The organism is Helicobacter labetoulli, assembly GCF_003670275.1.
GTDB lineage: Bacteria > Campylobacterota > Campylobacteria > Campylobacterales > Helicobacteraceae > Helicobacter_C > Helicobacter_C labetoulli.
In genome coordinates this window covers 60,878-80,061 of record NZ_QXJF01000011.1, presented here as the reverse complement: position 1 = coordinate 80,061, position 19,184 = coordinate 60,878, and the positions used below count along the sequence as shown (strand labels likewise).

18 protein-coding genes are annotated in these 19,184 nt (G+C 41.2%); 7 read left to right on the top strand and 11 right to left on the bottom strand.

What is annotated here, in order from left to right; genetic code table 11:
- The first annotated feature begins 101 nt into the window (after positions 1–101).
- Together EBF12_RS07080 and galE are read left to right on the top strand one after the other, a co-directional pair.
- Positions 102–1,487 carry an anaerobic C4-dicarboxylate transporter gene (locus EBF12_RS07080; RefSeq protein WP_121727036.1) on the top strand — a complete coding sequence of 462 codons (1,386 nt, stop codon included), beginning with the start codon at positions 102–104 and terminating at the stop codon, positions 1,485–1,487.
- Between the two features lie 59 nt (positions 1,488–1,546).
- Positions 1,547–2,584: a UDP-glucose 4-epimerase GalE gene (gene galE, locus EBF12_RS07075; RefSeq protein ID WP_121727035.1), complete on the top strand. Its 1,038-nt coding sequence runs from the start codon at positions 1,547–1,549 to the stop codon at positions 2,582–2,584.
- Positions 2,585–2,637: 53 nt separating this feature from the next.
- Here galE and prpD read toward each other — a convergent pair whose 3' ends face one another.
- The 5 genes from prpD to EBF12_RS07055 form a co-directional block, all read right to left on the bottom strand.
- Positions 2,638–4,092 carry a 2-methylcitrate dehydratase gene (prpD, locus tag EBF12_RS07070; protein WP_121727034.1) on the bottom strand — a complete coding sequence of 485 codons (1,455 nt, stop codon included), beginning with the start codon at positions 4,090–4,092 and terminating at the stop codon, positions 2,638–2,640.
- A gap of 147 nt (positions 4,093–4,239) precedes the next feature.
- Positions 4,240–4,428: a hypothetical protein gene (locus EBF12_RS11110; protein ID WP_157979071.1), complete on the bottom strand. Its 189-nt coding sequence runs from the start codon at positions 4,426–4,428 to the stop codon at positions 4,240–4,242.
- A gap of 104 nt (positions 4,429–4,532) precedes the next feature.
- Positions 4,533–5,687: a bifunctional 2-methylcitrate synthase/citrate synthase gene (prpC, locus tag EBF12_RS07065; RefSeq protein ID WP_121727033.1), complete on the bottom strand. Its 1,155-nt coding sequence runs from the start codon at positions 5,685–5,687 to the stop codon at positions 4,533–4,535.
- 21 nt (positions 5,688–5,708) lie between these two features.
- Positions 5,709–6,584, bottom strand: coding sequence for a methylisocitrate lyase (gene prpB, locus EBF12_RS07060; RefSeq protein ID WP_121727032.1), 876 nt, complete (start codon positions 6,582–6,584; stop codon positions 5,709–5,711).
- The gene (locus EBF12_RS07055) at positions 6,581–8,494 is read right to left on the bottom strand and encodes a propionyl-CoA synthetase (RefSeq protein WP_121727031.1); all 1,914 of its coding nucleotides are present in this window, start codon (positions 8,492–8,494) and stop codon (positions 6,581–6,583) included. Before EBF12_RS07055 ends, prpB begins: the two co-directional genes overlap by 4 nt.
- A gap of 170 nt (positions 8,495–8,664) precedes the next feature.
- Between EBF12_RS07055 and EBF12_RS07050 the strand changes: the two genes are divergently transcribed.
- Genes EBF12_RS07050 through EBF12_RS12210 form a run of 3 tightly spaced genes read left to right on the top strand, consistent with a single transcriptional unit; the run spans position 8,665 to position 10,312 of the window.
- Entirely contained in the window at positions 8,665–9,624 is a 960-nt protein-coding gene (locus EBF12_RS07050; protein ID WP_121727030.1) for a hypothetical protein, read from the top strand.
- Between the two features lie 57 nt (positions 9,625–9,681).
- Entirely contained in the window at positions 9,682–10,038 is a 357-nt protein-coding gene (locus EBF12_RS12215; RefSeq protein ID WP_279629426.1) for a pirin family protein, read from the top strand.
- Positions 10,013–10,312: a pirin family protein gene (locus EBF12_RS12210; protein WP_279629425.1), complete on the top strand. Its 300-nt coding sequence runs from the start codon at positions 10,013–10,015 to the stop codon at positions 10,310–10,312. The genes EBF12_RS12215 and EBF12_RS12210 overlap by 26 nt, the downstream gene beginning before the upstream one ends.
- 78 nt (positions 10,313–10,390) lie before the next feature.
- On the opposite strand, the gene EBF12_RS07040 is transcribed toward EBF12_RS12210, so the two are convergent.
- The 5 genes from EBF12_RS07040 to EBF12_RS07020 form a co-directional block, all read right to left on the bottom strand.
- Positions 10,391–13,522, bottom strand: a complete 3,132-nt coding sequence (locus EBF12_RS07040) for an efflux RND transporter permease subunit (RefSeq protein ID WP_121727029.1) — start codon at positions 13,520–13,522, stop codon at positions 10,391–10,393.
- 9 nt (positions 13,523–13,531) lie between these two features.
- On the bottom strand, positions 13,532–14,707 hold the full coding sequence (locus tag EBF12_RS07035) for an efflux RND transporter periplasmic adaptor subunit (protein ID WP_244196439.1): 1,176 nt from the start codon (positions 14,705–14,707) through the stop codon (positions 13,532–13,534).
- A gap of 205 nt (positions 14,708–14,912) precedes the next feature.
- The gene (gene luxS / locus EBF12_RS07030; protein WP_121727027.1) at positions 14,913–15,410 is read right to left on the bottom strand and encodes an S-ribosylhomocysteine lyase; all 498 of its coding nucleotides are present in this window, start codon (positions 15,408–15,410) and stop codon (positions 14,913–14,915) included.
- 57 nt (positions 15,411–15,467) lie between these two features.
- Complete coding sequence (locus EBF12_RS07025) at positions 15,468–15,902, bottom strand: YqaA family protein (RefSeq protein ID WP_121727026.1); 435 nt, start codon at positions 15,900–15,902, stop codon at positions 15,468–15,470.
- Between the two features lie 132 nt (positions 15,903–16,034).
- Positions 16,035–16,955 (bottom strand): D-2-hydroxyacid dehydrogenase, encoded by a 921-nt coding sequence (locus tag EBF12_RS07020; RefSeq protein ID WP_121727025.1) that lies wholly within the window; start codon positions 16,953–16,955, stop codon positions 16,035–16,037.
- 66 nt (positions 16,956–17,021) lie between these two features.
- Here EBF12_RS07020 and argB point away from each other — a divergent pair, with 66 nt between their 5' ends.
- On the top strand, positions 17,022–17,897 hold the full coding sequence (gene argB, locus EBF12_RS07015) for an acetylglutamate kinase (RefSeq protein ID WP_121727024.1): 876 nt from the start codon (positions 17,022–17,024) through the stop codon (positions 17,895–17,897).
- Positions 17,894–18,367 carry a hypothetical protein gene (locus EBF12_RS07010; protein WP_121727023.1) on the top strand — a complete coding sequence of 158 codons (474 nt, stop codon included), beginning with the start codon at positions 17,894–17,896 and terminating at the stop codon, positions 18,365–18,367. Before argB ends, EBF12_RS07010 begins: the two co-directional genes overlap by 4 nt.
- 96 nt (positions 18,368–18,463) lie before the next feature.
- On the opposite strand, the gene EBF12_RS07005 is transcribed toward EBF12_RS07010, so the two are convergent.
- Positions 18,464–19,066 carry an outer membrane beta-barrel protein gene (locus EBF12_RS07005; protein ID WP_121727022.1) on the bottom strand — a complete coding sequence of 201 codons (603 nt, stop codon included), beginning with the start codon at positions 19,064–19,066 and terminating at the stop codon, positions 18,464–18,466.
- Between the last annotated feature and the right edge of the window lie 118 nt (positions 19,067–19,184).

Genomic DNA, 19,184 nt, shown 5'->3' with positions numbered 1-19,184 from the left:
AATAAAAACACCTAAATACATTGTCTTTAAGCTATCTATGTGCGATTTTAGATACAATCGCAGGGCTTTTTTTAGCATATTTTACTCTAGGAGGGCTTCTTATGGATTTTCTCACAAATCTTAGTGAAGGTTGGCAGTTTGGCATTCAGCTCTTTGTCGTGCTTGTTTGTCTTTTTTATGGTGCGAGAAAGGGCGGCATTGCCTTAGGTTTGCTCGGTGGAATTGGGCTTTTGGTCCTTGCATTTGGATTTAATGTTGCCCCGGGCAAACCAGCTATTTCTGTTATGCTCACAATTCTAGCTGTTGTTGTAGCAAGTGCGACGCTTCAAGCAAGTGGTGGGCTAGATGTGATGTTGCAGATTGCAGAGCGTGTGCTAAGAAAAAATCCAAAATTTTTAACGATTTTAGCACCTTTTGTTACCTGCTTCCTTACAATCCTATGCGGGACAGGACATGTAGTTTATACAATGATGCCAATCATTTACGACATTGCGATTAAAAACAATATCCGCCCAGAGCGTCCTATGGCAGCAAGCTCCATTAGCTCACAAATGGGCATTATCGCTTCACCTGTATCTGTTGCGGTTGTAAGCCTTACAGCATTACTTTTGGAGGCAGACAATAAACTCGCAGGATTTGATGGCTATGTCAATCTATTGCAAATTACAATCCCAAGCACACTTTTTGGCGTTTTGTGTATTGGAATCTTCTCGTGGTTTAGAGGCAAGGATTTGGATAAAGATGAAGAGTTTCAAGAAAAAATCAAAGATCCAGAGTTCAAAAAATATGTTTATGGTGATTCTAAAACGCTTCTAGGTGTCAAGCTTCCTTTCAAAGATTGGTTAGCTATGTGGATTTTCCTAGGTGCAATCGTTGTTGTGGCTGTGCTTGGAGCATTCCCAGAGTTGCGTCCTTCTTTTGAAGTTAAAGGTGCATTAAAACCTATGAGTATGGTGGATACGATTCAAATGTTTATGCTTTTAGCTGGTTCTGCGTTGCTGATTTTTACAAATGTAGATGCGGGTAAAATTGGCAAGAATGAGATTTTCCGCTCTGGTATGATAGCTCTTGTAGCAGTATTTGGAATCTCGTGGATGGCGGATACAATGTTTGCTGTGCATACGCCGATGATGAAAGAAGCTTTGGGAGATATTGTTAAAGCACAACCTTGGACTTATGCGATTATGCTTCTTTTAATCTCAAAATTTGTTAATTCTCAAGCAGCAGCAATTGCAGCATTTGTGCCTTTAGCTCTTGGCATTGGAGTTGAACCCGGAATTGTTATAGCTTTTGCAGCGGCGTGCTATGGCTATTACATTTTGCCAACTTACCCAAGCGACTTGGCGACGATTCAGTTTGATAGAAGCGGCACAACGCATATTGGAAAGTTTGTTATTAATCATAGCTTTATTTTGCCGGGCTTAATTGGTGTATGCAGCTCTTGTGTAGCTGGATATGTGATAGCTCTAGCAGCTGGATATTTATAATCTATGATAGAATCTCACATTTGTGAGATTCTACTTTTTTTTGTTTATAAAGGATTATTATGGCTTATCTTTTGCTAACAGGGGCAAGTGGCTATATTGGCTCACATACTGCTTATGCGTTTTTGAAAAATACAGATTATCAGCTTGTTATTCTCGATGATTTAAGCACAGGTTTTATAGAAAATATTACCTATTTGCAAGAAACTTTCAAGGATAGAATCACATTCATTCAAAGCAATATCAATGACTTGCAAAAAATGCGTTCCTTGCTTATGCAATATCAATTTGAGGCGGTGATTCACTTTGCGGCGTCTTTGATTGTTGGAGAATCTGTGCTTAAACCATTGCAATACTATATAAATAACACAATCAATACAACACATCTTGTCAATCTTTGTGTAGAATGCGGGGTGAAGCACTTTATCTTTAGCTCCACAGCTGCTGTATATGGGGAGCCAGATATATCGCTTATCCCCATTGATGAGAATGCCCCGCTTTTACCCATTAATCCCTATGGGGCTTCAAAGATGATGAGTGAGCGGATTTTAAGCGATACTGCAAAAGTGATTGAGAATTTTAACTATGTGGCGTTGCGGTATTTTAATGTCGCTGGGGCGAGTATGGATAACACGCAAGAGCTGCTCTCACAACACAAGGGCTTAGGACAAAGAAGTAAAAATGCCACACATCTTATCAAAGTCGCGTGTGAATGTGCGTGTGGAAAGCGGGAAAGTATGGGGATTTTTGGAACAGATTATCCCACAAAAGATGGCACTTGCATTCGCGATTATATCCATATTGATGACTTGGCAAATGCTCATCTTGAAGCGTTAAAATATTTGCAACAGACAGAGCAATCAAATGTCTTTAATGTCGGCTACTCTCAAGGGTATAGCGTTAAGGAAGTTATAGAGATTGTCAAAGAAGTGAGTGGGGTGGATTTTAAAGTCATTGCAGAATCTAGGCGAGAGGGCGACCCCATTGAGCTTAGTGCGAAAAATGAAAAGATTCTCTCACTCACACATTGGCGACCACAATTTAATGACTTGAGAAAAATTATCCAAAGTGCGTATGAGTGGGAAAGGGCATTGTCCTAGCCCATCTTCAAGGCAGATTCCGCTTTTGCAGAATCTGCCTTATGGCACAACTTCTACAACGCAAATAAATCACTAAATTCATTAAACGCCATAGATTCTAGTTTGGCTTGATCACTGCAAACTGCCTTAATCTGCCCGCATTTTTTCGGGCTAAGTTTTAGGGCGATATTGCGCTCAAACTTAGCTACAAGCACAGGGATTCCCTCTGCTCTTCTGCGTTTATGTCCGATAGGATATTCTACCTCTACCTTTTCACTCTTGCTGCCATCTTTGTAGAAAATCTGCACCGCATTAGCGATTGAGCGTTTATCGGCTTCTAAATACTCACGCGTATAGCAGTCATCTACTTCTACTACCATTTTATCACGCAGGGCGTCAATGCGTCTATCACTCGCCACAGAGTCTTCATAATCTTCTGCGGTCAATCGCCCAAACACAAGCGGCACAGCCACCATATACTGAATGCAGTGATCCCTATCAGCAGGGTTTGCAAGCTCGCCGACTTTGTTGATGATTCTATGTCCAGATTCTTGCGTGGTAATCACAATTTTTTCAATAGAATCTAATTTGTCTTTTACTTCATTATGCAGTTTCAACGCACATTCTACGGCAGTTTGCGCGTGGAACTCCGCTGGGAAGCTGATTTTAAACAGCACATTTTCCATTACATAGCTGCCAAATTCTTGCGGGATAGTGAGCTTTTTGCCCCGCATTTTCACATCTTCAAATCCCCAGAATTCCGCACTTAACGCACTTGGATAGCCCATTTCTCCACTTATTGCTTTCAAGGCTAGATTTACACCCCTTGAGCTTGCATCCCCTGCTGCCCAGCTTTTGCGTGAGCCTGTGTTTGGTGCGTGGCGATATGTCCGCAAAGCCCCGCCATCAATGAATGCGTGGCTCACCGCATTTCTCACCTCTTCAAAGCTCCCGCCAAGCATAGCACACGCTACGGCGGTAGAAGCGATTCTAACAAGTAGCACGTGGTCTAGCCCCACTTTATTGAAGCAATTATCTAACGCAAGCACACCTTGAATCTCGTGTGCTTTAATCATAGCACTAAGCACATCTTTGACTTTCAAAGGCTCTTTACCTTCAGCAATATTTTTGCGGCTTAGATAGTCAGCTACCGCCCAAATCGCCCCTAGGTTATCGCTAGGGTGTCCCCACTCTGCTGCTAACCAAGTATCGTTAAAATCAAGCCATCTTACCATAGCTCCCACATTAAACGCCGCTCTCTCTGGCTCTAATTGATAGCTAGTCCCCGGGATTTTCGCTCCCAAAGGGCGAAACTCCGCACCTTCTACAACAGGTCCTAAAAGCTTAGTGCAAGCCGGAAAGTTTAAAGCCAAAAGCCCACAACCTATCGTATCCATAAGGCAGTATCTCGCTGTCTCATACGCTAAAGGGGAGTTAATCTTATACTCCAACGCATAACGCGCAATTTTTGTTAGCAGCTCATCAAATTCTGGTCGTTTGGTATCCAGTGTTCCCATATCGGCACTCATTACATTCTCCTTGTAATTAAAGTATAGTTGAAATTCACCCTTGTCTATCCATTTGCAAGATTTAGGGATTTTTACAATAGTCATTACCCTTAAAGGTAACTCCTATTGTAAAAATCCCTAAAAACTCACAAAGCAACAGAGCAATGGCTAGAATTTATACTTCACAAATCTACATAAATTCGTAAAGTTGCAGAATCTAGATTCTAGATTCACCGCCGCTGATTGCCAAGCTAAATATTTAGATTCCCGCTCGGCAAGACTCAAGTCGCCTAAGCGAAAGTATTTGCGAGGAAAAATCGTGGTTTTTGCGTTAGACGGGTTTGACTTCGTCTGCACCAAGTGAGCCAACGAGAAGCTACCTTAAGTGGTAGTGCCGAAGTTGGCAAACGCAGAATCCGCGATTTTAACCGCAAAGACAACGCGCAAAAGCACACAAAAGACTAACGCTCACTTAGTGGCACAAATGCCTTGTTCTCCGGTCCCGTATATTCCGAACTAGGACGGATAAGCTTATTATTACTCCTTTGCTCAAAGATATGTGCCAACCACCCTGCCGTGCGCGAAAAGATAAAAATCGGCGTGAAATAAGGCGTTGGAATCCCCATAAAGTGATAGGCACTCGCACTATAAAAATCAAGATTAGGGAAAAGCTTTTTTTGATCCCACATTGCCTTTTCTATGGCTTCACTTATGGGATATAGCCCTTTTGTATCTTTCACATCTTCACTCAATTTTTTACTCCACGCTTTTATCACTACATTGCGTGGATCTTTTTCCACATATACGCGATGCCCAAAGCCCATAATCTTATCTTTTCTAGCAAGTTTATCTAAGATTCCTTGCGTGGCTTGCTCTGGGCTAGAAAACTCTTCTATTAGCTCCATTGCCGCTTCATTTGCTCCGCCGTGCAGCGGTCCTCTTAATGCCCCAATCGCCCCAGTAATGCCTGCATACACATCAGACATTGTTGCCGTAATCACCCTTGCAGTAAATGTAGAGGCATTAAACTCGTGCTCTGCATACAGAATCAAACTTGCGTGCATTGCCTTTACCCATAGCTCTTTTGGCTCTTTTTGGTGCAAGGATTCTAGGAAATACCCAGCAATAGAATCTTGCTTAGATTCTGTGCTTATCTCCTTACCACTTGTATGATAATGATGCCAAAAAGTTAGCACACTTGGGAAAACGCCTAAAAGCCTTGTGCCAATTTTTTGCTGATTTGGAAAAGATGCTTTAAACACATCATATTCTTCTTTCTCCAAACAGCCAAGAGCAGAACACGCACTTCGCATAACATCCATAGGGTGCGCATCTTTTGGCAAAAGTTTTAGCACTTCTTTTAGCTCTTTTGGTAAGCTTCGTGCGGCTATTAGCTCTTTTTTAAAAGATTCTAGCTCTGCCTTATTTGGCAGTTTTTCTCTCAAAAGCAAATATGCCACTTCCTCAAACTCACAATGCTCTGCTAAATCATAAATATCATAGCCTCTATAATTTAGCCCGTGTCCTGTGCCACAAGTGCAGATTGCTGATTCTCCTGCGCTTATCCCTGCTAAGCCACCTACTTTTTTTGCGACTTTTTCTGTTGGTGCTGCCATTTTCTCTCCTTTTCTTGTAGATTATTTTTTGCTTTTAAAGAGTGTGTCGAGCTTTTGCTCATACTCGTGATAGCCAAGCATTTCATAGAGTTCATCGCGTGTTTGCATAGAATCTATGCTATTTTTTTGTGAGCCATTATTGATAATATCCTTAAACACCGCTAATGCCGCCTTATTCATCGCCCTTGCCGCAGATAGCGGATAAAGCACCATAGAGATTCCTACATTTTTTAGCTCATCTTTGGTGAAGTAAGGCGTTTTACCAAACTCTGTGATATTTGCCAGCACCGGCACTTTTATCACATCGGTAAATTGCTTATACTCTTCTAGCGTATGGATTGCTTCAGCAAAGATCATATCCGCTCCTGCTTCTACATAGGCTAATGCCCGCTCAATCGCTGCTTGTTGCCCATCACTTGCGTGGGCATCAGTGCGTGCCATTACCACAAAGCTAGAATCTATTTTCGCATCCATTGCCGCTTTGATCCTATCGCACATTTCCTCTTTGCTGACAAGCTCTTTATTTGGGCGATGTCCGCAACGTTTTTGCGCGACTTGGTCTTCTATATGGCAGCCTGCCGCACCACTTCGTGTTAAATCCTTAATCGTGCGAGCGATATTAAATGCCCCACCCCAGCCCGTATCGGCATCTACAAGCAAGGGTAAATCACTTACCGCCGTGATGCGGCGCACATCAATACACACATCTTCTAATGAGCTAATGCCAAGATCAGGCACACCTAAGCTCATCGCTGCTAATGCCCCACCGCTTAGATAAAGGGCTTTTGCACCGCTTTTTTGTGCTTGTATGGCAGAATACGCGTTAATCACACCGATAATTTGCAAAGGATTATTGTCCTTTAATGCCTCTCTAAATTTCTGTCCTGCTGTTTTCATTTTGCCTCCTTTGTGGTTTTGGATTTTGGATAGCCAAGATTCTGCAATGCTGCCTCAATCTCGGGCATAACGCTAGAATCTTCAATCGTGCTAGGCATTTTCCATTCATTGCCATCAGCAATATCACGCATTGTGCCTCGCAAGATTTTGCCACTTCTAGTTTTTGGCAGTCGTTTAACTACTGCGACAATGTGTAGTGAAGCCACCGCACCGATCTCTTCTCTCACAAGCTGCACGACACCTTCACACAAGCTTTGCACATCTCGCTCTAGTCCATCTTTTAGCACGACAAAGGCGAGCGGGATCTCGCCCTTTAACTCATCATTGACACCAATGACCGCGCACTCCGCGATGTCTGGGTGCTTAGAAATTGCCTCTTCCATACCGCCGGTTGATAGTCTATGTCCTGCGACATTGATGACGCCATCCATTCGCCCCATTACAAACACATAGCCATCTTTATCAATATAGCCACTATCACCTGTGAGATAATAGCCCGGATAGTGATTGAGATATGCTCTCTTATATCTTGCATCATCGCCCCAGATTCCCATTAGACACGCAGGGGGCAGAGGGAGCTTGATGACAAGATTGCCTAGCTTCCCAGCCTTGCACTCTTTGCCATCTTCATCAAGCACCTTGACATTAAATCCGGGCATTGGCTTTGTGGGGGAGCCGGGCTTTACAGGCATTTGCTCTAGTCCTAGTGGATTTGCCGCTATCGCCCAGCCTGTTTCTGTCTGCCACCAGTGGTCAATTACAGGCTTTTTGACAAGCTTTTCAATCCATTGCAATGTATCGCTATCGCATCGCTCCCCTGCGACAAATACCGCCCTAAGTGAGCTAATATCATATTTCTTAAGCCATTCGCCTTTGGAATCTTCTTTTTTAATCGCTCTAAATGCCGTTGGAGCAGAAAATAGGATATTTACTTTATACTCTTGCACCACACGCCAAAACGCCCCCGGATTTGGCGTTTTGACAGGTTTGCCCTCATAGAGAATTGTCGTGCAGCCATTCATCAATGTCGCATACACAATATAGCTATGCCCCACAACCCAACCTACATCACTTGCTGCCCAAAATACATCGCCGGGCTTTGCGTTATAAATATTATCCATAGACCACTTCATCGCCACAGAATGCCCACCATTACTGCGGATAACACCCTTTGGCTTACCAGTCGTACCAGAGGTATAAAGCACATAGAGCGGATCAGTCGCATCTACAGGCACACATTCTACCGGATCTGTTTTTTCCTCTTCACTCTCCCAATCCACATCTCGCCAAGGCAGCATATTCGCCCTTTCTTGTGGGCGTTGCCAAACAAGGCAGGTGGTGGGCTTATGGCTAGAGCTTTTAATGGCTTCATCTAAGATAGGCTTATACTTCACCACACGAGAGATCTCTATCCCACAAGAAGCACTCATAATCACCCGCGGCTTTGCATCTTCTATGCGTGAAGCAAGCTCGTGTGCGGCAAATCCACCAAAGACCACACTATGAATCGCCCCAATCCTAGCACAAGCAAGCATTGCAATCACTGCTTCTGGAATCATAGGCATATAAATAAGCACCCTATCGCCTTTTACTACGCCTTTATTGACTAAGATTCCAGCAGTTTTTGCCACTCTTTTGCGGAGTTCTTTATAGGTGTAGGATCTTTTTGTATCCGTTACAGGCGAGTCATAATGTAATGCTACTTGATCGCCTCTGCCATTTTCTATATGCAAATCAAGTGCGTTATAGCAGGTATTCATACACCCACCGACAAACCACCGATAATGATCATTAACAACATCAAGCACCTTATCCCATTCGTGATACCAATGCACCTTTTTAGCAGCTTCTGCCCAAAAGGCTTCTGGATTCTCAATGGATTGTTTATACACTTCTTGATATGTGGGCATTTCTACCTCCTTGAAAATTTGACTAGGGGTTTATTCTAACTTGAAAGGATAGATTTGCTATGAACAATTTTTGCTTTTTAAATGCAAGTTTTGAACATAAATGCTATAATTGAACAAAAAATGTGCATTTTTCACAAAATCTTAACCCAAAAAGACATTCAAGGATTGTTATGGCATTTGGAGCATTAGAAAAACTCATTATTATTTATCAAAAATCAGGCTTAAGCATGTCAAAATTTGCCAAAATCATCGGTAAAGATAGACGCACACTCACTTCGTGGATTGATAAAAGTGTTACAAAAACACCACAGGCTGAAGTTTTTGAATCTATCAATGCCTTTTTTCGCTATCCAAGCAGAATCTGGGAGCAAGACTGCAAGGAAGATGAGTTTTTCTCCCTATTAAAAGCCCTACCACAAAGTGAAATAAAAATTATAGATAGAGGCTATGAGGGGGGACTAGCCTATATTTTAGACAAAGAATCTAAAAGACGCTTTGTAATTCACCCTCGGTTTCCTTCACCCGCATATCGCGATAAAATTGTTACTTTTCCCTACAAATTTGGGCTTTCTCCTCACGCTGCACAGCTTCGCAAAAAACGCTATGAGCTTATGCTTGAACACGGATTTGAAAGCATTGAATGGTATAGTATAGAATCTTTGCTTCGCTTTGCTTTCTCTCCTATTGGTAACCTTTATACAAATACACAAAAAATAGCCGTTTTAGAGCTTATGCTTGAAAGTTTAGAGGATAATTACAATAAAAGTTTGTATCTTTTTGATTCATATAGCACTAAAATTTTTGGTGTTGATAGCACATATATTTCGCTTCAACCTCAAGATGATTTAATGTTTGTAAAAATGCCTATAGATTCTATGATTCTAGAGATTACAAACAAAACACTCGTGCATAGAATCCACAAGCATTTCACCTCTCCTAGCCACGCTCCAAAGCATATTCCAAAAGACTATGCTCCACAGATTCTAAAGCTCTGCCTAGAATGTATTACACAGCAAAAAGATATGTTACACTTTTGCACAATGATAGCAGATAAGACACCTTATAGCCCACTTTTTATAAGCACACTCTCCAAAGATTTGCACCACCATTTTGACAAAACTGCACCCTAAAGCATTGTCTTTATTTTTGATACAATATCTCCATTTATTTTACACAAAGAATTTAATATGCTTACACTACGCAAAGCAGAGCAACGCGGGCATTTCAATCACGGTTGGCTTGATACCTATCATAGCTTTTCATTTGCAGGATATTATGATGAGAGGTTTATGGGTTTTAGTGCATTGCGTATCATCAATGAAGACAGGGTAGAGCCAAGTCAGGGTTTTGGGACTCATTCGCATAAGGATATGGAGATCTTAACTTATGTGCTAAGCGGGACAATCGCACATAAAGATAGTATGGGAAATGAAGAGCGTGTGCCAAGTGGGGAGTTTCAAATAATGAGTGCAGGCAGTGGTATCACGCATTCAGAGTTTAATCTTTTAAGTGAGCCGTTTGCATTTTTATCAAATTTGGATTAAGCCAAATGAGCTAGGCATTACTCCACGATATAAGCAAAAAGCTTTTGACAAGAGTAAAAACAAAACACTTATTTTATCCCCAGATGCACAGCAAGATTCTCTAAAGGTGTATCAAGATATGCGATTGTGGTTATATAGAGATATTGCAAATGAAACTTTTAGCTTTGAAAGTGGCAGAAAAGCTTATATCCAAGTGGTGCGTGGCAAACTAGAGATAGAATCTAGTCAAACGCAACCTTTTATCATAGAAACAAGCGATGGGATAATGTGCTAATCTAGCTTTAATCTTAAAGGCTTAGATTCTAGCAATGAAGTGCTGATTTTTGACTTGCCTTAAATGCAAAACCGATTCTTATGATGAGTGTCTTTGCTTTAGCCACTCATTAAATCTCGCCACATAGCTCCAAAAAAGTGGAATAAAAAAGATAGCAATAAATGTTGCTGCAAGCATTCCGCCAATCACACCCGTGCCGATAGCGTGTCGGCTAGCACTTCCTGCTCCACTTGATAAAGCTAAAGGCAATACACCAATACTAAATGCAAGTGAAGTCATAATGATTGGGCGGAATCGGAGCTTTGCTGCACCTATAGCAGATTCTAAAATCCCTTTACCCTCTTTTTCGTGCAAATGCTGGGCAAATTCCACAATCAAAATTGCATTTTTAGCAGACAAGGCAATAAGCATCACAAGTCCAATTTGAAAATATATATCATTGCTTAACCCCCTTAGCATAGTTGCCACACACGCACCAAATACCGCAAAAGGCACAGCAGTAAGCACAGATAAAGGCATAAGCCATCGCTCATATTGCGCACATAGAATCAAGAATACAAAAATAAGCCCAAAAATAAATGCCAATTTTCCTGTGCCACTTGCATTTTTCTCTTGATAGCTTGTCCCAGAATAAGCTATTGTGTAGCCCTCCGGCAGAATTTCCTTTGCTACCCCTTCAATCACTCGCAGTGCATCACCACTTGAATAGCCCTTTGCTTCGTTGGCATTGCCGATAATTTTTGCACTTGTAAAAAGATTGAATCTATCCACAATATCCGCCCCTATAACGCGTTCAAAGCTTACAAGCGTGCTTATGGGGATTAAATCTCCATTGCTAGACTTCACAAAAATGCGGCTTAAATCTTCCGGAGATTCTCTAAACTCACTTTGAGCTTGGATATTGACTTGATATGTTTTGCCATAGAGATTAAAATCATTGACATAATGCTGCCCAAAGGTGCTTTGCATTGTAGTGAATACATCATCAACATTCACATTCATCGCTTTTGCCCGCTCTCTATCAAGATTCAAATGATATTGCGGAATATTTGCACTAAATAGACTTCTCACACCCACAAGCTCTTCGCGTTTATTTGCCTCTGCTACAAGGAGGTTGGCATACTTTTCTAAATCCTTAATACTCCCACCACTTCTATCTTGAATATACAGCTCAAAGCCTCCAACGGTTGATAAGCCCATAATTGCCGGTGGCGTTGTTACAAGACTAAAGGCATCAAGACTTGCATTAAACGCACCCATCATCTTTTGTGCGATAGCAAACGCACTCTCTTTACGCTCACTCCAATCTTTTAGCGTTACAAAAATCACCGCTCCACTTGATCGTGCCGCACTTGCCAACATATCAAACCCAGCAATCAAAAAAGCAGAATCTACACTTTCTTGTTGCCCTAAAATTGCCAAACCCTTCTTGCCTTCAGTAATTGTGCGTGAAAGTGAAGCTGCTGGAGGCAGCTGAATGAAGCTCATCATACTCCCCTTGTCTTCGCTAGGCACAAGCCCTGTGGGCAGTTTAGAAAACAGCCCCCAAGTTGTTATAAGAATAGCTACAAATAACGCTACAAGCAACATTCCACGCCGTAATGCCTTGCCTATTTGCTCACCAAATTTATGTGTCAGCCAATCAAAAAAGTCATTAAACCGCCTCACAAGATAAAAAGGCTTAGGCTCTTTTGCTTTTAAAATGGAAACGCAAAGTGCCGGAGTTAAGCTCAATGCTACAAAGCCCGAAATCACCACGGAAATAACGATTGTTATGGCAAATTGTTTATAAATTGCTCCACTAAATCCGCCAATAAATGCCACAGGGATAAAAACCGAGCAAAGCACTAGCACAATGGCAACAACCGGACCTTGAATCTCACTCATAGCCTTAAGTGTCGCTTCTTTGACAGAGTATTTTTCTCCAAGCTCATTTGTTTCAGTATGTAAGATTCTCTCCACATTTTCAATCACAATAATCGCATCATCAACAACGATTCCAATAGCCAAAATAAGCCCAAAGAGTGTGAGAAGATTGATTGAAAATCCCAACGCATACATACCTGCAAATGTCCCAATGATTGACACAGGAATGGCAATTACAGGAATGATAGTCGCACGGAAATTTTGTAAGAAAAAATACATAATAATGATAACAAGCACAATGGCTTCAATAAAGGTTTTAATCACTTCATCAATGGAGATTTTCACAAATTCTGTCGTGTTATAGACATTTTTATAATGCAATCCATTTGGGAAACTCAAAGAGAGTTCTTGCATTCTTTTTTCTACTGCATCAGCCACATCAAGGGCATTTGCTCCGGGCTGCAAGGCAATACCAAAAGCTGAAGCATTCTTGCCATCAAGCAATGGACTAACACTATAATCTTTTGCTCCAAGCTCAACCTTTGCCACATCTTTAAGACGCAACGCCGAGCCATCAGCATTTGAGCGAATGATAATATTGCCAAACTCTTCAGCACTCACAAATCGCCCCTGTGTCGTAACTGAGTAGGTAAAAGCAATATCACTTCGCATAGGCTCTTTTCCAAATGAGCCAACGGCAAATTGTGAGTTTTGCTCTGAAACGACTTTAGCTACTTCGGAGGGAGTGAGATTATTTTGTGAAAGCTTATCAATATCAAGCCAGATTCTCATAGAATAGTCTTTAGAACCAAATGGCGTTACATCACCCACTCCCGGAACGCGTTTAAGCTCGTTAATGACATTTAAGATTCCATAGTTTGCCACAAAAGTGCTGCTATGTGCAGGGTTATCCGAATACATTGCATATACTGCTAAAAGTGTAGAAGATCTTTTGCGTGTGGTAACTCCCACTCTTTGTACCTCTGTGGGAAGTTGGGCTAGGGCGGACTGAACGCGATTAGTTACATTGACAAGTGCCATATCCGCATTAGCATCATTGCTAAAAAACACATTAAGATTCATCACCCCACTCGAAGTTGAAGAAGACTTCATATATAGCATTCCCTCAACCCCATTAATACTATCCTCAATGATACTTGCCACGGTATTTGCCATTACTTCCGCGCTCGCCCCACTATAAGTCGCACTCACAACAATTTCATTTGGCACAACTTGCGGATACTCCTCAACAGGGAGAATCTTCATACAAATTACACCAACAAGTGTAATCACAATGGATAGCACCATAGCAAAAATTGGACGATTGATACAAAATTTTGACATATATCGCTCCTATTTTTTTGAATCTTGGGGCTTTGCCTCTTGTGGCTTCACATCTTGTGCTTTAGAATCCTGTGGTTTGGAATCTAGCTGTTGCAAGGGCATAGATTCAAGAATTTTTGAAAGCTGATTAAGCACGAGTATATCGCCATCTTGCAAACCGCCTGTGATAAGCACCTGATTATTACGGAGATTCTGCCCAAGGCTTACGCGTGAAATGTGAGCTTTGCCATCTTTAAGCGTATAAACATAGCTTCCTTGATTGTCTTGTAAAAGGGCAGTTTGGGGAATCGTAATAGCATTTTGTGCCTCAAAGCCCTTCAAACGCACACGCACAAATTCATTAGGCAAAAGCTTTTGCTCATCATTATCCACAATCGCCCTTGCCTTAATAGTCGCCGTTTGTGAGTCTAGCACAGAATCTACAAAATCAAGTTTGCCCTGCTTTTCATACACTTTGCCATTACCAAGCACATATTCTACTTGTATGCGGCTATTTTCTAGCCCTCGCATAAAGTAATAATCCGTATTTGGGATAGAAAATTCCGCGTAAATGGGACTAAGCTGCGTAATTGTCGTTAAAACATCTTGCCCACTGCTGCCTACAAGATTCCCCACATCATAGCTTCGCATACCGGTTTTACCACTGATACCAGCTACCACATCTGTATAGCCTAGATCAATATTCACATCATCAAGGGTCGCCTTGGCATTTGCTAGATTTGCTTGAGCGGAGAGGTAGTTTGAACGCGAAGTGTCATATTGATCAATCGTATAAACCCCTTGCTTATAGAGCTTTTCCACGCGTTTCCAATCGCGATTAGCCTTGATAAAACTTGCTTCTGCAGACTGATATTGAGCTTTGGCTTGATTAACCTTTGTAAGATAACGCGTTGGGTCTATTTTGAAAAGCAACTGCCCCTCTTTGACAATATCGCCCTCATTAAAATTCTTTGACAAAAGCACGCCCTGCACTCTCGCATACACCTTAACGCTTTGGATACTCTTTAATCTTGCAGCATATTCAAAGTTTAAAGCCACATTTTGATGGGTGATTTTTTGTGTTTCTACCTTGAGTGTGGGGGCTTGAGCCTTATTTTTTTCAGAATCAAAACAGCCTATAAATAGCACACTCACACAACTTAATAAAACTACACTCCATATTCTCACACTATAACGCATTTTCATTACTCCTTAGAATCATAGCTAATCAATTAGAAACTTTTTGTATTTTCGTGCTAAAAGTCATTTGTTGTTAAGTCAAATTAGTTGCATATACAACAAAGTAAGCTCGTATATTGTATAAAAACTTTGTGAAATAAATGTGAAAACTCATTCACACATCAAATGTAGTCTTAGATTCTATCCCTAGAATTTAGGGATAGATTTATAATTAGGCAAAATCTTTTAAAAGCAATTCTTCTGTATTCATCACACCCACACCCTTATCAAGCACCGCTTGAGCTATCTCTTGAGCCTCTTTGAGTGAGTGCATTTTTGCCGTTCCGCATTGATAGATATTAAGCTCGGGAATCTGCTTTTCATCTTGGATACGCAATACATCTCGCATACTTGCTTCCCACGCATCTTTGACCGCATAAGAATCTGGCTTACCCACCACACTCATATAAAACCCCGTGCGACAACCCATTGGCGAAATATCAATAATCTCAACTTTTGAATCATTTAAATGCTCCCGCATAAAACCAGCGATAAGATGCTCCATTGTATGGATACCCTTTTCACTTAAAAGCTCACAATTTGGACGCGTAAAACGCAAGTCAAACACACTTATCACATCTCCTTTTGGCGTCTCCATAGTCTTTGCTAATCGCACCGCAGGTGCTGGCATACGCGTATGATCTACCTTAAAACTATCTAGTAATGGCATATTCTCTCCTTTGATTTTTGATTTTAGAGCCGACATTGTAGCAAGTTTGTAAAAATGCTACAACACAAAAGGCACAACAAGCAAAGCATATCGTGCCATTTTGCCAAGTGCAATGCCTAAAATGCTAAGAATTTGATTATACCGCACAAGCCCAAGAGCGAGAGCAAAAACATCACCCACAAAAGGTAAAAATACAAAAAACGCATACAAAAACCCATATTTTTGAATCTTAGGAGCAAGATGTGTGATTTTCTCTCTCGCCTTTGGGAAAAACCGCATAATCACAGCATATCCACCAAAATAGGCTAAATAATATGTGCTTAAACTCCCAAGCGTATTGCCAAGACTTGCCACACTCCACACAGCCAAAGGCTCAAACCCCATCGCCATAAAACCCACAACAAAAGCTTCCGAGCCAAGCGGATAAAGTGTGCTTGCCACAAAACACACCACAAACAACCCAATCAAGCCATATTCATAATATTCTGTCATTTTTTTCTATTCTTCGCCCAACGCATTTTTTTGCAAACTCACCGCAGATTCTATTCCAAAATAACAAATCCAAAAATTGCAAAGCAACGCTTGCACGAAATGCAAAAAAAGCTCCAAGCCAAGTAGTAAAATCTAAAAAGTTTTAATATTTTGCAAAGTTAGCTCTAATAATCTCTCTCTTGCTTTGTCATACGCCCACGCTACGTGTGGAGTGATAAGAATCTTATCAGCTATTTTTTTATCCAAAAATGGGTGATTTGGCTTCATCGGTTCAATCTCAAGCACATCTGTGCCAAAGTACATATCCTTATTTTTCAAAAAAGCTGCCATATCATCTTCATTGACAATCCCACCGCGACCGACATTGATTAAAATCGCCTTATCTTTTATCAAAGGGAGATTCTTATGATTAAGCAGATTTTGCGTTTGGGGATTTAGCGGAGCGTGAATAGAGATAATATCACTTTGTGAGAGAATCTCATCTAGCTCTTTGCGAGTAAAATCACTTTGCGTATTTTTGCCACTTGTGGAATAATAGCTAACTTCCGCCCCAAAAGCCCGTGCAAGATTCCCTACTCTCTGCCCAATACTCCCAAAGCCGATAATCCCCCATTGTAAATTTTCTAACTCCCTTAATCCGCCATTAATATGCACAAAAGTATCACTCTCACACCAAGCCCCACTTTTGCAATACGCATCATAATACCCTAGTCGTGCCAAAAGATGCAAAGCTATGCTAAAAGTATGCTGTGCAACAGCGGTTGTAGAGTATCCAGCGACATTTTTTACTACAATCCCTCTCTTTTTAGCAAAGTCTAAATCCACATTATTCATACCCGTAGCGGTAATGCAAATAAGCTTTAAATCTGGCAATTTTGAAAGCACATTTTCATCAAGCACAACTTTATTTGTAAGCACCACATCTGCCCCAGCACATCGCTCTACCCGCTCGTGTGGCAATGTAATACCATAGCTTACAAACTCTCCTAAAGCCTTGAATCTACTCAAATCACAATCGCCCAAAGTGTTGCCATCAAGTAAAACTATTTTCATTCACATCTCCTTTTTTGTGCATTTTGAGATATAATACATCTCATCTTTGAATAAGGGGCAAAATAAATGCAAAAAAATGCAAAGGTTGTGAAGATATTGCTAGATTCTCTCCCATTTATTAGAATCTTTAGGGGAGAGATTATCGTCATTAAATATGGCGGTGCAGCCCAAAGCAGCCTAGATTTGAAAGAAAAATTTACCCTTGATATTGTAATGATGTATATGCTAGGGCTAAAGCCTGTTATCATACACGGCGGAGGGAAACGCATTAATGAAGTGCTTGAACGCCTAAAGATTCCAAGTCAATTTGTCAATGGCTACCGCGTAACTTGCGAAGATTCTATGCGTGTGGTGGAAATGGTGCTAAGTGGGGAGATTAATAAAGAATTGACTGCTTTTTTAAACTTTCACGGCGCTAAGGCTGTGGGCATAAATGGCAAAGACGCAAACCTGCTTCAAGCAAGGGCAAAGGATAATGGCACATTGGGCTATACGGGCGAGATTACAAAGGTGAATCCAGAGTTTTTACTAAAAGTTATTGATGAAGGTTTTGTGCCTATTATCGCACCTATTGCCAATGGTGAAAACGCAAGACATCTAGGCTATAACATCAATGCTGATTTATGTGCCTGCCACATTGCCAAAGCCTTGAATGCGAAAAAAGTCATTTTTCTAAGCGACATTCCGGGTGTGCTAGATGACAATAAAGAGCTTATCTCTTCACTCACGCCCAATGAGATTAAAGAGCTTGAATCTAGAGGAGTTATTAGTGGCGGTATGATACCCAAGCTAGAAGCCTGTGTGGATTGTGTGCAAAATGGTGTAGAAAAAGCCCATATCATTGATGGTAGGGTGGAACATTCTCTGCTTTTAGAGCTTTTCACTACACAAGGTATTGGCACAGAGATTTGCAACCACCCTACCACACAAGAGGGCAAATGAAGCTAGAATCTTATCAATACAGCCTTTTGGAGCGTCTATGGCTAAAGCTTGAAGCACGATCAATGGATAAAAATACTGAATGTATTGTAGTACTCCTACCTGTTTTGCTTTTTATGCAAAAAGAGCAGCTTGAAGCACTCCTTGATGAGCTGCCAAAGATTCTAAGCTCTTATCTTAAACCCCATCTCGTGCAACGGGTCTTTGCCCATATCGTGCTAAAGCTTAAAGAATATACCAAAAATGAGCAGCTTTTTATCCAAGAGAGACAAAAGGCTTTTGAGTGTTTGGCTGAAAATATCCAGCTATATGCGATTGTGCTTGATATGGTTGATAGCACTAAAAATCCTGATAGCCTTGATTTGATTGAACAAATCGTGCGGAAAAAGTTTGATAAAGACTATCAATTAGATAAAAAGAATCTCCGCCTTTTAAGCTACCAAGAAAAGCACTGCGGCACGAAGGAGTTATAAATAATAAAGAAGCAAAGCCCCATAGCCAAAAAGCTACAAGGCAAAGAAGTTTTGATGAAAAATGCTCTAGCTTATCCTAGGGCAAACAAGCGAGTTTTAGAAGCTGTAAGTATAGCGTAAAGTTCCCTTATAATCGTAGCCTTGTGTCATCTTCACACCTGCTGTATCCATTAGGGTATGATCTGTTACAGGAACAAGAAATGCGAGTTCCACACCGTGAGCTTTAGCAAAGTTTCCACGCAAACCAAGATTGATACCAGCAAAGAAAGCGTTCTTCTCAACACCGGCTGGTTTTGCTGCATCACCGCCAACCGTATTCATACCAAGTCTCACCCCTGCAAACGCACCAAAATCAACATTTTCTTGACTAACAAAGTTGTATAGCGCATCAACATTCACACCATAATTGAAAATAAGAGTTTCTGTAGTACCAGTACCAATTTTAGTAGTTTGCTGATTATGATTCAAATGTGCATATCCTCTCACACCAAAATCTTGTGTCATAAAATACTTATACCCAGCCACAATCTCATATTCAAAACCAGAAGCAGTTGTTTTGGTATTAAGAAGACCTGTCATTTTTGTTTGAAAACTTGACATATTCAACCCAAGTCCCACAAATGCACCGCTTTCTTCTGCAACTACCGCACTACTTGCCATAGCAAGAGCTACAACTGAACTCACTAACAATTTTTTCATTGTTATTCTCCTTGTTGTAATTTTTGCTTGTTTAAAAAAACATAGCGGAGTGATTGTAGCAGGGGGGGGGGGGGGGGGGGGGGGGGGGGGGGGGGGGGGGGGGGGGGGGGGGGGGGGG